Here is a 14,116-nt window from a genome sequence, read left to right as displayed (position 1 = left end):
CTTCAAACCGTGGCTGGTTTGACCGTTTTGACGTGCATATGCCAGATACGCAGTTGCAGTAAAATAAAACCCGTGAACAGGCCTGCACTTTGCAATCTGAGGTAAAAATGGATATCGGCTGCCTCGGAACTGACGAAGTAAATAATTGGCACCAAGACGCTTAACATAACCAGGTTCATCATCAATTGAGGCGCAAGGGTATCGCGCAGACCGCGCAAATGGGAGGTACTCAGGGATAAAACCGAACCACTCACCAACAGATAGCCGACTGATATAAAAGCATCACGATTGAACGCAACTATTTTCTCGCCCAACCAAAAGAAAAGAGAATGGCCTACCACTAACAGTGCACAGAGCAGCAGCACAATCAACATCAACAACCCCAACTGACCTTTCCCATAAGAAGTTAAACGTTGCTCGACGTGCCTGCTGATATAAAGACTATGAGCCTGGCAGTACGCAACAACAGGAATCATAAACAGCCCCACCACCGACATATAAACCGATAATTGAGCTACCCGCGCAGACGCTTCTGCCGCCAACCTTTCATTCAATAAATAAAAATACAGCTTCTGCCCTGCCAATCCAAAAGCGATTGGAAAACCCAACCTGATAACATTTCGCACTGTCCGTTTACAATACATCGGACAAAAGTCGAAGTTGCGCTTCCATGAAAGCCATAGCAGACAGAGCAGCAATAAGGCTTCACCGAATAAAAAATACCCCATTGCCCAATAAATAAAATTTTCGACACCTGCAGCAAAAGAAGCCAATCCTACATACAAACCCGAACACATCGTGACACCCAATCTTATTATCGAACACACTCGAGCATGTCCATTCGCCTCATGAAAAAAATGGAGAAACGTATTAATGACCAATAACGGTATCGCACCGAGATAAATAACCGCCAACGAATGAACCTTATCAATATTCATTTGGGCTCCCGGCAAATCGGCAATCAACTCGAGTATTACGAAGCCAATCAATAGTGATACCACAGCCATTACTAGTGAAACGCTGAAGCCACCGCGAAACAAATGCGTTTTTTCCTGGTCGTCATCCGAATGCTCCGCGATTAAATTACCCGTCGCCCCCAATGACATTGACAGCATCACGGCCACTACAGAAAAAATCGCCAGTACGTAAGAAATCAACGCCAAGTCACTCGCGTGCTTGTGAGCCACCAAGGCCAGCAAGAGTGTTATCCCGCAATATGGCATGATTCGACTGGTGATGAGAGGTACTAAAGAGCGACGCATGAATCTTTCATAGCGCATCACTTACTCCCCACACAGAAATCATTTTCTTACCAAACTCAACTTCATGCAGCGCCTGCATGACCTCAAACGCTACGTGCAGGTTAACTTCATCCTCTGCACTTCGCACTCCGAAGTATGGATAGTGATGAAAAAAGTAACCAAATATTTTTTCACAGTCATACTTATACTGCCGAGTGTCCATTATATGATGATGCCACACCTCATCCACCTCAAGTAAAGGAGGGAGAACAGGATACAAGTGAGCATATTTTTTGTTCAAAAAAAGAAAATTCTTGTAATACTGTATCGCAATCTCAACCTCTAAAGGCACCCACTTCCGACACAACAGCCTATCACCCGACATAAGTTTGTTTTTTATCAGATTGAAATCCATACCGTTAATATGCGCCACGGCTTCTTCCAAGGTTGGCAGCACCCTATCGCCAACAACAACCTCCATTGAATGAGGAAGTGTTTTAACAATATCACCGTATTTGTTGGCCATAAAAGCCCCTCCATTAAGCTGCCGATATTTAAGCCGGCAGCAACACCTTATTACCAGTTACCATCACCTCCGCCCTGACAATGACCGCCACTTCCATTATTGTTCGCAGTGGCAAGCACCTTCATGGCCTCGACAGATAGTTTCTGAGCGGGCTTAACTTGATCTACGGTCGATACTTTACTAGAAGCTTTCATTTCAATATCTCCACATAAATATCAATGGCCAGCCGAATAGCTGACAACAAAAAAATACACCCAAACAAAAAGACAACTCAACAAAAATCCTAGACAGACGAAGACCAATTTCTCGCAAGCAATTTCCTACATACACACTCGAAATTTCAAATACAAAACGCACCCAAGCTAAAGAGCTGATTGAACAGCAACTTTGTTAGTAACGGATAGCTCAAACTTATTTATAGACGTGCACGTTGAGCGGATAGAAGCACCCAACGCTATACAAGAGGAGAGGACGCGCTAAAAAGTAGAGTCCTTACTTTTCCGGCATCGGAAACGGGAATGGCATTACGTTGCTGACGCCACGGGCTTCGCTGATTTTCGGCGTACCCAAGCGTTCAACCTCGTCGATACGCACAATCGAGTGCATCGGCACAAAGCTGCGCACCACGCCTTCGAATTGAGCTTTGAGTTTTTCTTCGCTCGGGTCGACGACCATTTGCGTACGCTCACCGAAGACGAATTCCTCTACTTCCAGGAAGCCCCACAGATCACTTTGGTAGATCTGCTTGGCGTACATTTCGAACACCTGGCCCTGGTTAAGGAAAATCACCTTGTAGATTGGAGCTTCACGTTTGGTCATGGTGGGCGGGTAAGCATCTGGAGGTATAAAAGAGGGCGCGAACTATAGCATAGCCGTCGGACGCACAATGCTAGGAAGCAACGGCTATGACCCCTATAATGCGCGGTTCTTTGAATCACTTGATGAACACCCATGGCCAAGAAGCTTTACATCGAAACCCACGGTTGCCAGATGAATGAGTACGACAGCTCGCGCATGGTCGACCTGCTGGGTGAACATCAGGCCCTGGAAGTCACGGCGCGCGCCGAAGACGCTGATGTCATCCTGCTTAATACCTGCTCGATCCGTGAGCGAGCCCAGGACCGCGTGTATTCGCAACTGGGCCGCTGGCGTGAGCTGAAATTGGCCAACCCCGACATGGTGATTGCCGTGGGCGGCTGTGTTGCCAGCCAGGAAGGTGCGGCGATCCGTGATCGCGCCCCTTACGTGGACGTGGTTTTCGGCCCGCAGACCCTGCACCGCTTACCGGAAATGATCAACGCTGCTCGCCTCACCAAGCTGCCGCAGGTCGATGTGTCGTTCCCTGAAATCGAAAAGTTCGACCATCTGCCAGAACCGCGTATCGATGGCCCAAGTGCCTATGTCTCGGTGATGGAAGGTTGCAGCAAGTACTGCACGTTCTGCGTGGTGCCTTACACCCGCGGCGAAGAAGTCAGCCGCCCGTTTGATGACGTATTGGCCGAGGTGATTCACCTGGCTGAAAACGGCGTGCGCGAAGTCACCCTGCTGGGCCAGAACGTAAACGGCTATCGCGGTCTGACCGAAGGCGGCCGTCTGGCGGATCTGGCCGAGCTGATTCGGGTAGTGGCCGCAATCGACGGCATCGAGCGCATCCGTTACACCACCTCTCACCCGCTGGAGTTCTCCGACAGCCTGATCCAGGCTCACGCTGAGGTTCCGGAGCTGGTCAAGCACCTGCACTTGCCGGTGCAATCGGGCTCGGACCGCATCCTGTCGGCGATGAAGCGCAACCACACGGCTCTGGAATACAAATCCAAGCTACGTAAACTGCGCGCGGCCGTACCGGGCATCTGCATCAGTTCCGACTTCATTGTCGGTTTCCCTGGCGAGACCGAAAAAGACTTCGAACAGACCATGAAGCTGATCGAAGACGTGGGCTTCGACTTTTCCTACTCGTTTGTCTACAGCCAGCGCCCGGGCACCCCAGCAGCAGATTTGGCTGACGACACGCCAGAAGAGCGCAAAAAAGAGCGTTTGAACGCGCTGCAACATCGCCTCAACCAGCAGGGTTTTGAGATCAGTCGCCAAATGGTCGGCTCCATCCAGCGGATTCTGGTGACGGACTACTCGAAGAAAGACCCTGGCGAACTGCAGGGCCGCACCGAGAACAACCGCATCGTTAACTTCCGCTGCGACAACCCGCAGCTGATCGGGCAATTCGCCGACGTACACATTGATGCAGCCCAACCGCACTCGTTACGTGGATCGTTGCTGAACTGACAGACAACCTGTAGCCGCTGCCGAAGGCTGCGATGGGATAGCCTTCAAGGCCTTGGCCCACTTCGTGGGCTATCGCAACCTACGGCAGCGGCTACAGGTTTTATGTCGCATCAGTAAGTCCTTTCACCCATGACCTGCTAGCGTTATCCTTGATTTCATCTCAATTGCCTAAGGGCGGCTAAATACGACCTTGAACGCACCCATCGAACCACATCGTTTTCTTCTCGAGCCATTTGAGGCTCGCCGTTTCGCCAATCTGTGCGGACAATTCGACGAGCATTTGCGCTTGATCGAACAACGCCTGACGATCGAAATCCGCAATCGCGGTAACCAGTTCGAACTGATCGGCGACCCAAAAACCACCTCTTCAGCAGAACACCTGCTGCGCCGCCTGTACCGCGAAGCCAAGGCTTCCGAGCTTTCGCCGGACATGGTGCATCTATTCCTGCAGGAATCTGCCGTAGAAGATCTCGCCAGTAACCCGGTGGCTGAAGCCAGCGTTTCGCTGCGTACCAAAAAGGGCATGATTCGCCCTCGCGGTATCAACCAGCAACGCTACGTCAAAGAGATTTTGGGCAACGACATCAATTTCGGGATTGGCCCAGCGGGTACGGGTAAAACCTATCTGGCCGTGGCCTGCGCCGTTGATGCACTGGAACGCGAGCAAATCCGCCGCATCCTGCTGGTACGCCCGGCGGTAGAAGCTGGCGAAAAGCTCGGTTTCCTGCCCGGCGATCTGTCGCAAAAAATCGACCCATACCTGCGCCCGCTCTACGACGCGCTGTATGAAATGCTGGGCTTCGAGTACGTGGCCAAGCTGATCGAGCGCCAAGTGATCGAAGTTGCGCCGCTGGCTTATATGCGCGGTCGCACGCTGAACAACAGCTTTATTATTCTCGACGAAAGCCAGAACACCACCGTCGAGCAAATGAAGATGTTCCTGACCCGTATCGGCTTTGGCTCCACCGCCGTGATCACCGGTGACATCACCCAGATTGACCTGCCAAAAGGCACCAAGTCCGGCCTGAACCATGTCATCGAAGTGCTCAAGGATGTACCGGGCATCAGCTTTACCCACTTCCAGTCCAAAGACGTCGTGCGCCACCCGCTGGTGCAGCGCATCGTAGAAGCCTATGGCCGCTACGAACAGGAAGCCGCAGACAAGCTGGCCGCACTGCCCGCTGCAAAGGATTACCGTCACGATGCTTGAGCTTGACCTGCAACTGGCCACCGAGGCCAAAGCCCCCAGCGAAGACCAGTTCCGCCAATGGTGCGAACTGGCTCTGCGCCAGCGCACCGCCGATTCGGAAATGACCATTCGTCTGGTAGACGAGGCCGAAGGTCGTGAGTTGAATCACACCTGGCGCCAGAAAGACTACGCCACCAACGTGCTGTCCTTCCCGGCTGATGTGCCCGACGAATTTCTGGATATCCCGTTGCTGGGCGATCTGGTTATTTGCGTAGCAGTGGTTGAACGCGAAGCCGCTGAACAAGGCAAAAGCCTTGAGGCCCACTGGGCCCATCTGGTGATTCACGGCTGCTTGCATCTTCTGGGTTACGACCATATAGAAGATGAAGAAGCCGAAGAAATGGAAGCACTGGAACGAACGTTGCTTGCAGAACTGGGTCATCCTGATCCGTATGCAGACGACGAAACTTGATACACCCACTGAAACTACCAAGGGATACGAGTAAATCGCTATGAGCGAAGACCGATCGAGCAACGGGCAAAAGTCATGGTTAGGTAAGCTGACCCAGGCCTTTGCCCATGAGCCGAAAAACCGCCAGGAGCTACTTGAGCTGCTGCGCGAAGCACACCAGAACAAACTATTGGACAGTGAAGCGCTGGCCATCGTCGAAGGCGCCATTCAAGTGGCTGACCTGCAAGTACGGGACATCATGGTTCCGCGCTCGCAGATGATCAGCATCAAGGCGACCCAGACCCCCCGTGAATTTCTCCCGGCGATCATTGATGCCGCGCACTCGCGCTACCCGGTGATCGGCGAAAGCCACGACGACGTCCTGGGCGTCCTGCTGGCCAAAGACCTGCTGCCGCTGATCCTTCAAGAGAACGGCGACAAGTACAACATCAAGGATTTGCTGCGTCCGGCGACTTTTGTCCCTGAGTCCAAGCGCCTTAACGTGTTGTTGCGTGAGTTCCGCGCCAACCACAACCACATGGCCATCGTGATTGACGAATACGGCGGCGTGGCAGGTCTGGTGACGATTGAAGACGTTCTGGAACAGATCGTCGGCGATATCGAAGACGAGCACGATGTCGAAGAAGACAGCTACATCAAGCCGCTGCCCAGCGGTGATTTCCTGATCAAGGCTCTGACCCCGATCGAAAATTTCAACGAGTTCTTCGATACTGAATTCTCCGACGATGAATTCGACACCGTTGGCGGCTTGGTCATGAGCGCGTTCGGGCACTTGCCAAAACGCAACGAAATCACTGAAATCGGCCCATACCGCTTCCGCATTCTGAATGCTGACAGTCGCCGGATTCACTTGATCCGCCTGACGCCTATTGCCCGCTAAACCTCAACACCAAGGATTGAAATGCGCTGGATAACCTCCCCCGGCTGGCCCGGTAACTTGCTGGCTGTGGTGGCCGGCGCACTGACAACCCTGGCGTTGGCACCTTTCGACATCTGGCCAATAGCACTCGTTGCCTTGGCCGTGTTCTACCTCGGCTTGCGCGACCTGACTCCCAAACAGGCATTGGGTCGTGGCTGGTGTTTCGGCTTCGGCCTGTTTGGCGCTGGCACCAGCTGGATCTACTACAGCATTCACCATTTCGGCGGCGCGTCCGTGATGCTGGCCGGACTGCTGATGCTCGTGTTCACGGCAGCGATTGCCTGGTTCTTTGCCCTGCCCGCCTGGTTGTGGGCGCGCTGGATCCGCCGTAACGAAGCCCCGCTGGCCGACGCACTGGCGTTTGCTGCCCTATGGGTCGCCCAGGAAGCCTTCCGCGGCTGGTTCCTCACCGGTTTCCCGTGGCTGTACTCCGGCTACAGCCAGCTCGACGGCCCACTGGCCGGGCTCGCACCATTGGGTGGCATGTGGCTGATCTCGTTTACTCTGGCCCTGACCGTAGCCCTTCTGTGCAACCTGCCACGCTTGATCAAGACCCGACGTAAAGCCTTTGTCGTGGCTGGCGTAGTGTTGCTGCTCGGTCCTTGGTGCATTGGCTTGGCGCTCAAGCACCATGCCTGGACCAGCCCTTCGGGTGACCCACTAAGCGTGGCTGCGATCCAAGGCAATATCGAACAAAGCATGAAATGGGATCCGGCGCAGCTCAATGCGCAGTTGGCCCTGTACCGCGACATGACCTTCAGTTCCAAACGTGCCGATCTGATCGTTTGGCCCGAAACGGCTATCCCGGTGCTCAAAGAAAATGCCGAAGGGTTTTTGACCATGATGGGCCGGTTTGCCGCTGATCGAAATTCAGCGTTGATTACCGGTGTACCGATCCGCCAGGAAGTGCGTCACGAGTCGCGATTCTTCAACGGTATTACAGCCGTCGGTGAAGGCGATGGCATTTACCTGAAGCAGAAACTGGTGCCATTTGGCGAATACGTACCGCTTCAGGATGTTCTGCGCGGCGTGATCGCATTCTTTGATCTGCCGATGTCCGACTTTGCCCGCGGCCCGGCCGAGCAAGCCATGCTGCAAGCCAAGGGTTATCAGATCGCACCACTTATTTGCTATGAAGTGGTGTACCCGGACTTTGTGGCCAGCCTTGCTGCCCAGAGCGACATTTTGCTGACCATTAGCAACGACACCTGGTTCGGCACCTCGATTGGCCCGTTGCAGCACTTGCAGATGGCGCAAATGCGCGCCCTGGAAGCCGGGCGCTGGATGATCCGGGCGACCAACAACGGCGTGACTGCACTGATCAACCCGTTCGGGCAAATCACCACGCAAATCCCGCAGTTCGAGCAAGGCATCATGTATGGCGAAGTAGTGCCCATGCACAACCTCACGCCTTACCTGCAATGGCGCTCGTGGCCGCTGATCATCCTGTGCAGCCTGCTCATTGGCTGGGCACTGATCACCAGCCGGATTGCCAAGACGGTTTAGTGCTCACATAACCCGCTGCTCACAAGCCATTGTGGGGGGGCGGGCCTGCTCGCGAACGCATCACTGACCGCAGCGTTTGCATCGCGAGCAGGCCCACTCCCACAGCAGGCAGGTTACTCCCCTCAATTACCGATAAAACAACGGGTAGGAAATCTGCCCCACTGCCTCGTTGATCAGTAACCCGGACTGCCAGAACGACTTGTATTCGGGCATCCAGCCCCCCAGCGGGCGCGCATTGTCGGCACTCAAGAACCCGACAGGTGCGGGCACCACCTCAAAACCGGCCTTTTCGAAGCACCAAACTGAACGCGACATATGCCAGCCGTGAGTTACCACGACCACGCGCTTGATACCCAACGGCAACAGAATGTCGGCTGTCATTTTGGCGTTTTCCCACGTGGTCCTGCTTTTCTCTTCTTTCCAGCGCACTTGCACATCAAAGTCATCACGCAGCGAATCCGCCATCAACTGCGCTTCGCTAGGTGGCGTACCGTAATGCAACCCACCTGTGGTCAATACCGGCAGGCCTGATGCCTTGGCCAGGCGGGCTGCATAGCGCTGGCGCTCCAGGCCGATGCCTGTCGGCTGATCACTGCCCCAAGCCGGATCACCCCGCTCACGCCCTGAGCCCAGCACCACGATCGCGTCAGCGCGCCCGGCCAGCGTCGACCACTCGCTCTGAGCCAGCGCGGGCTCTCGCTCGAGCAAGCGGGCGCTCCACTCCACCATGATCGGCAAACTCATCAACCAAAGCCCGCCCACCCCTAGGGCAAACAGTACGCCCGCCAAACGCGGGCGTGAACGCCGCAGCCACCAGGCGAGTACCAGGAGCAGCAAAAGAATTCCGGGAGGTAAAAGAAGTTGTTTCAAAAAATATCGAATAGGCATCGGGCATCTCCAAAGATGCCCGAAGCCTAAGTGGGTTGAGTGACCGCATCAACAGCGCTGGTTAGAAACTCAAACACAATCGCCTTATGCATCAACCCGGGGTGTACCTCTGATTAATACGATTTTCACTGAAGGGCCGGTTTGAATCACCGGGTGACCCTTCCCCCCTGCACCCTGTCCTTGAGCCAGATGACCTTGGCTTTATAAGGGGCATCCTGTTGGTTCATGCTGCCTTGCGAGCGTTCTACAGCCTCACGCCCGATCCGGTTCAAATAGATGTTGATCAACTCCAGTTCGGCACGACTCAAGCCTCGCAACTCCAACTCGACAGGACGTTCATCACGTAATTGGACAGCCGTCTTTGCTGAATCAAGAGCCACACTCAAACGATCGATCAGCCGCTCATACACTTGCGATGTTGCTACGCTGCGTTGCAACTCTGCCATCCGTTCACCTCATTTAAGGAAATCAATCTCCCCCAGACAGAGCTTAGCCGCGCTTGTAAAACCAGAGTGCTGCCGCGACCAACGGAGTGATGTGGCAATCAGGGTTTCCCTCGATAGAGCGGGGTCATGTATGCTACGGGACTTCCTGTAACCCCTGCTCCAACCTGATCGGCAACACTGTCGCCGGTCTATGTTGAAGAGGATTAGGCCACCCTTTATTAGTACAAGTAGCCATGCACGAACAATATCAGCCCCGTGAAATAGAAGCCGCCGCCCAATCATTCTGGGACAACCAAAAGTCCTTCGAAGTCAGCGAAGATCTAGGCAAAGAGACGTTCTACTGCCTATCGATGTTCCCGTACCCAAGCGGCAAGCTACACATGGGGCACGTGCGCAACTACACCATCGGTGACGTGATCTCCCGCTACCAGCGCATGCTTGGCAAGAATGTCCTGCAACCTATGGGCTGGGACGCCTTCGGCATGCCGGCTGAAAACGCCGCGATGAAAAACAAGGTCGCGCCGGCCAAGTGGACCTACGAAAACATCGCCTACATGAAAACCCAGCTGCGTAGCCTGGGTCTGGCTGTTGACTGGTCCCGCGAAATCACTACCTGCCAGCCGGATTACTACCGCTGGGAACAATGGCTGTTCACTCGCCTGTTCGAAAAAGGTGTGATCTACCGTAAAAACGGCACCGTGAACTGGGACCCGGTGGACCAGACCGTTCTGGCCAACGAACAAGTGATCGACGGCCGCGGCTGGCGTTCGGGCGCGGTGATCGAAAAACGCGAAATCCCGATGTATTACTTCAAGATCACCGCCTACGCGGATGAACTGCTCGAAGGCCTCGACGATATGCCAGGCTGGCCTGAGCAGGTCAAAACCATGCAGCGCAACTGGATTGGCAAATCCCGCGGCATGGAAGTGCAGTTCCCTTACAACGTCGAGTCCATCGGCGAAGCGGGCGCACTCAAAGTCTTCACCACCCGTCCGGATACCCTGATGGGCGCAACCTACGTGGCCGTAGCTGCCGAGCACCCGCTCGCCACCCTGGCTGCGCAAAACAGCCCTGAGCTGCAAGCGTTTATCGCTGAATGCAAAGGCGGCAGCGTTGCCGAAGCCGACATGGCGACCCAAGAGAAAAAGGGCCTGCCAACGTCGTTGTTCGTCGAACACCCGCTGACCGGCGAAAAGCTCCCGGTATGGGTCGCCAACTATGTATTGATGCATTACGGCGACGGCGCAGTCATGGCCGTGCCTGCACACGACGAGCGTGATTTCGAATTCGCCACCAAGTACCACCTGCCGATCACCGCGGTAGTGCGCACCAGTGCTGGCGACGAATCCCCTGCTCCATGGCAGGACGCCTATAACGAGCACGGCATTCTGATCAACTCAGGCGAGTTTGACGGCCTGAACTTTGATGAGGCATTCGCAGCCATCGAAGCCGCCTTGACCGCCAAAGGCCTGGGCCAGTCACGCACCCAGTTCCGCCTGCGTGACTGGGGCATCAGCCGTCAGCGCTACTGGGGCTGCCCGATCCCGATCGTGCATTGCGACACCTGTGGCGACGTTCCGGTACCTGAAGACCAGTTGCCTGTGATCCTGCCAGAAGACGTCGTACCCGATGGCGCAGGTTCGCCACTGGCGCGTATGCCCGAATTCTATGAGTGCAGCTGCCCTAAATGCGGCGCACCGGCCAAGCGCGAAACCGACACGATGGACACTTTCGTCGAGTCGTCGTGGTACTACGCCCGCTACGCCTCGCCGCACTATGAAGGCGGTCTGGTCGAGAAGTCGGCAGCAGACCACTGGTTGCCGGTTGATCAGTATATCGGCGGCATCGAACACGCAATCTTGCACCTGCTGTATGCGCGCTTCTTCCACAAGCTGATGCGTGACGAAGGCCTGGTCAGCTCCAACGAGCCGTTCAAGAACCTGCTGACTCAGGGCATGGTGATCGCCGAGACTTACTTCCGTACGCTGGACAACGGCGGCAAGGACTACTTCAACCCGGACGACGTGGAAATCGAACGTGATGCCAAGGCCAAGATCATCGGCGCCAAGCTGAAGACTGATGGCCTGCCAGTAGAAATCGGCGGCACGCAGAAAATGTCCAAGTCGCTGAACAACGGCGTCGATCCGCAATACATGATCGAGCAATACGGCGCAGACACCTGCCGCCTGTTCATGATGTTTGCTTCGCCGCCTGACGCAAGTCTGGAATGGTCCGACTCGGGTGTTGAAGGCTCGCACCGCTTCCTCAAGCGTGTATGGCGCCTGGCCCATGCCCACGTAGGCCAAGGCCTGCCGGGCGCGTTGGATATCGCCAGCCTGAACGATGAGCAAAAAGTCGTTCGCCGCGCCATCCACCATGCTATCAAGCAAGCAAGCCAGGACGTTGGCCAGCATCATAAATTCAACACTGCCGTCGCCCAGGTGATGACCGTGATGAACGTGCTCGAAAAAGCACCGCAAGTGACCGAGCAAGACCGCTCCCTGTTGCAGGAAGGTCTTGAGACTGTTGCACTGGTACTGGCACCCATCACTCCGCACATCAGCCATGAGTTGTGGAACCAGCTAGGCCACGCCGGCGCCATCATCGACGCAGCATGGCCCACCCTGGACGAAAGCGCGCTGGTACAAGACACCCTGCAACTGGTTATCCAGGTCAACGGCAAGCTGCGCGGGCATATCGAAATGCCAGCCAGCGCCAGCCGTGAAGATGTTGAAGCCGCTGCCCGTACCAACGAAAACGTACTGCGGTTTACCGAAGGCCTGACGATTCGTAAAGTCATCGTGGTGCCCGGCAAACTGGTCAATATCGTCGCCAGCTAACTGGAACAGGCGCCCATGCCATGCACGGGCGCCCAACAAGACCTTCAGGGCCGCTTAGTCGGCCTATCTGGTTTCAAGGGGAGCAACACATGATCAAACGCAACTTGCTGGTGATGGGTCTCGCAATTTTGTTGAGCGCCTGCGGCTTCCAGCTGCGCGGCACCGGCACCAACCAGCTGACGATCACCGAACTCAACGTCAGCGCTCGCAACGCCTATGGCGATACCGTGCGCCAGCTGCGTCAGGTACTGGAAAACAGCGGTGTAAAACTCACCGCCAATGCGCCATACAAACTGATCTTGACCAACGAGAAAGAAACTCAGCGCGCTGCCACCTACTCCGGCAACGGTGGCACCGTCGAGTATCAACTGACCAACGTAGTGAGCTATGAAGTACGTGGCCAGAACAACTTGCCGCTACTGAACGACCGAGTTGAGGCGCAAAAAGTTGTCATGGAGGACGGCAGCAACATTGCTGGCGCCAACCAGGAAAGCCTGCTGATCCGCAAAGAGATGCGTCGCGACCTCATTCAGCAACTGGTCATGCGCCTGGAGCAACTGACCCCGGCCAAGCTGGAAAAACTGCAAGAGCTCGCAGATGCGAAGGCCAAGGCTGAAGCCGATGCCATTGAAGCTGCACGCAAGGCTCAAGAGGAAACTCCTCAACAGTCGCCACTTGAACTGCAAAACCAGTAAGGCATACGGGGCGCTCAAGCGCCCCGCTATCGTTATAGCCCTATGAAACTCGCCCCCGCTCAACTCGCCAAGCATCTGCAAGGCAATCTTTCGCCTGTCTACATCATCAGCGGCGATGACCCGTTGCTGTGCCAGGAAGCTGCCGACGCCATTCGCAGTACTGCACGCCAGCAAGGTTTCGACGAACGCCAGGTCTTCAGCGCCGATGCCAGTTTTGACTGGGGCACGTTGCTGCAAGCGGGCGCCAGCATGTCGCTGTTTGCCGAAAAGCGCCTGCTGGAACTGCGCTTGCCATCGGGCAAGCCCGGCGACAAGGGCGCGGCAGCACTGATCGAATACTGCTCACGCCCGGCCGAAGACACCTTGCTGCTGATCAGCCTGCCCAAGCTTGATGGCAGCGCGCAGAAGACCAAATGGGGCAAGGCGCTTATCGAAGGGCCACAGACCCAGTTCGTGCAGATCTGGCCAGTGGACGCCAACCAGTTGCCACAATGGATTCGCCAGCGCTTGTCTCAAGCTGGCTTGTCAGCCAGCCAAGACGCCGTTGAACTGATTGCCGCAAGGGTCGAAGGCAACCTGCTGGCCGCTGCGCAAGAAATCGAAAAGCTCAAGTTAATGGCCGAAGAGGGCCAAATCACGGTTGAAACAGTGCAAGCGGCGGTAGCCGATAGTGCGCGTTTTGACGTGTTTGGCCTGGTGGATGCCGTGCTCAACGGCGAAGCTGCCCACGCCTTGCGCATACTTGAAGGCCTGCGCGGCGAAGGCGTTGAGCCTCCGGTAATCTTGTGGGCACTGGCACGCGAGCTGCGGGTGCTGGCCAATATTGCATTGCAATACAGCCAAGGCATTCCGCTGGACAAGGCTTTCAGCCAGGCACGCCCACCGGTGTGGGACAAGCGCAAGCCACTGATGAGCAAAGCCTTGCAGCGTTACTCGGCACAACGCTGGGCACAATTGCTTCTGGATGCGCAACATGTCGATGCGCAAATCAAGGGTCAGGCAGCGGGTTCGGCCTGGAGCAGCCTGGGCCGTCTCGCCCTGTTGATGTGTGGGCAACGGCTGAATTTGCCTGCGCAATAAAGGCAAAACCTTGTAGATACTCTGTTCCAGGTCA

The 14,116-nt window shown here is 55.5% G+C and carries 13 protein-coding genes; 8 read left to right on the top strand and 5 right to left on the bottom strand.

The features are described from left to right. Positions 1 to 2: 2 nt before the first annotated feature. The 3 genes from N7D90_RS03045 to N7D90_RS03035 form a co-directional block, all read right to left on the bottom strand. Entirely contained in the window at positions 3 to 1,262 is a 1,260-nt protein-coding gene (locus N7D90_RS03045) for a hypothetical protein (protein ID WP_261740817.1), read from the bottom strand. Between the two features lie 7 nt (positions 1,263 to 1,269). Further along, on the bottom strand, positions 1,270 to 1,767 hold the full coding sequence (locus N7D90_RS03040; protein ID WP_261740816.1) for a glycine-rich domain-containing protein: 498 nt from the start codon (positions 1,765 to 1,767) through the stop codon (positions 1,270 to 1,272). Between the two features lie 492 nt (positions 1,768 to 2,259). Further along, entirely contained in the window at positions 2,260 to 2,586 is a 327-nt protein-coding gene (locus N7D90_RS03035) for a DUF1820 family protein (protein WP_019411970.1), read from the bottom strand. Positions 2,587 to 2,718: 132 nt separating this feature from the next. On the opposite strand from N7D90_RS03035, the gene miaB reads away from it, so the two are divergent. The 5 genes from miaB (at position 2,719) to lnt (ending at position 8,133) form a co-directional block, all read left to right on the top strand. Beyond that, positions 2,719 to 4,047 (top strand): tRNA (N6-isopentenyl adenosine(37)-C2)-methylthiotransferase MiaB, encoded by a 1,329-nt coding sequence (gene miaB, locus N7D90_RS03030; protein WP_261740815.1) that lies wholly within the window; start codon positions 2,719 to 2,721, stop codon positions 4,045 to 4,047. Between the two features lie 190 nt (positions 4,048 to 4,237). Continuing rightward, entirely contained in the window at positions 4,238 to 5,257 is a 1,020-nt protein-coding gene (locus N7D90_RS03025; protein WP_261740814.1) for a PhoH family protein, read from the top strand. After that, positions 5,250 to 5,708 carry an rRNA maturation RNase YbeY gene (ybeY, locus tag N7D90_RS03020; RefSeq protein WP_261740813.1) on the top strand — a complete coding sequence of 153 codons (459 nt, stop codon included), beginning with the start codon at positions 5,250 to 5,252 and terminating at the stop codon, positions 5,706 to 5,708. The genes N7D90_RS03025 and ybeY overlap by 8 nt, the downstream gene beginning before the upstream one ends. A 40-nt stretch (positions 5,709 to 5,748) precedes the next feature. Beyond that, positions 5,749 to 6,588 (top strand): HlyC/CorC family transporter, encoded by an 840-nt coding sequence (locus tag N7D90_RS03015; RefSeq protein ID WP_169873169.1) that lies wholly within the window; start codon positions 5,749 to 5,751, stop codon positions 6,586 to 6,588. A 21-nt stretch (positions 6,589 to 6,609) separates the two neighbouring features. Next, positions 6,610 to 8,133, top strand: a complete 1,524-nt coding sequence (gene lnt, locus N7D90_RS03010) for an apolipoprotein N-acyltransferase (protein WP_261740812.1) — start codon at positions 6,610 to 6,612, stop codon at positions 8,131 to 8,133. Positions 8,134 to 8,259: 126 nt separating this feature from the next. Here lnt and N7D90_RS03005 read toward each other — a convergent pair whose 3' ends face one another. Together N7D90_RS03005 and N7D90_RS03000 are read right to left on the bottom strand one after the other, a co-directional pair. Further along, entirely contained in the window at positions 8,260 to 9,021 is a 762-nt protein-coding gene (locus N7D90_RS03005; protein WP_261740811.1) for a YdcF family protein, read from the bottom strand. Positions 9,022 to 9,167: 146 nt separating this feature from the next. Beyond that, positions 9,168 to 9,467, bottom strand: a complete 300-nt coding sequence (locus N7D90_RS03000) for a hypothetical protein (protein ID WP_261740810.1) — start codon at positions 9,465 to 9,467, stop codon at positions 9,168 to 9,170. Between the two features lie 233 nt (positions 9,468 to 9,700). On the opposite strand from N7D90_RS03000, the gene leuS reads away from it, so the two are divergent. The 3 genes from leuS (at position 9,701) to holA (ending at position 14,082) form a co-directional block, all read left to right on the top strand. Next, positions 9,701 to 12,307: a leucine--tRNA ligase gene (leuS, locus tag N7D90_RS02995; protein ID WP_261740809.1), complete on the top strand. Its 2,607-nt coding sequence runs from the start codon at positions 9,701 to 9,703 to the stop codon at positions 12,305 to 12,307. Positions 12,308 to 12,396: 89 nt separating this feature from the next. Continuing rightward, positions 12,397 to 13,002, top strand: a complete 606-nt coding sequence (gene lptE / locus N7D90_RS02990; RefSeq protein ID WP_261740808.1) for an LPS assembly lipoprotein LptE — start codon at positions 12,397 to 12,399, stop codon at positions 13,000 to 13,002. Positions 13,003 to 13,044: 42 nt separating this feature from the next. Beyond that, positions 13,045 to 14,082, top strand: a complete 1,038-nt coding sequence (gene holA / locus N7D90_RS02985) for a DNA polymerase III subunit delta (RefSeq protein WP_261740807.1) — start codon at positions 13,045 to 13,047, stop codon at positions 14,080 to 14,082. The last annotated feature ends 34 nt before the right edge of the window (positions 14,083 to 14,116 follow it).

This window comes from Pseudomonas fragi (assembly GCF_025426255.1).
Classification (GTDB): Bacteria; Pseudomonadota; Gammaproteobacteria; order Pseudomonadales; family Pseudomonadaceae; genus Aquipseudomonas; species Aquipseudomonas kulmbachensis.
The sequence above is the reverse complement of the archived record's forward strand: the minus strand, read 5'-3'. Positions and strand labels throughout refer to the sequence as shown.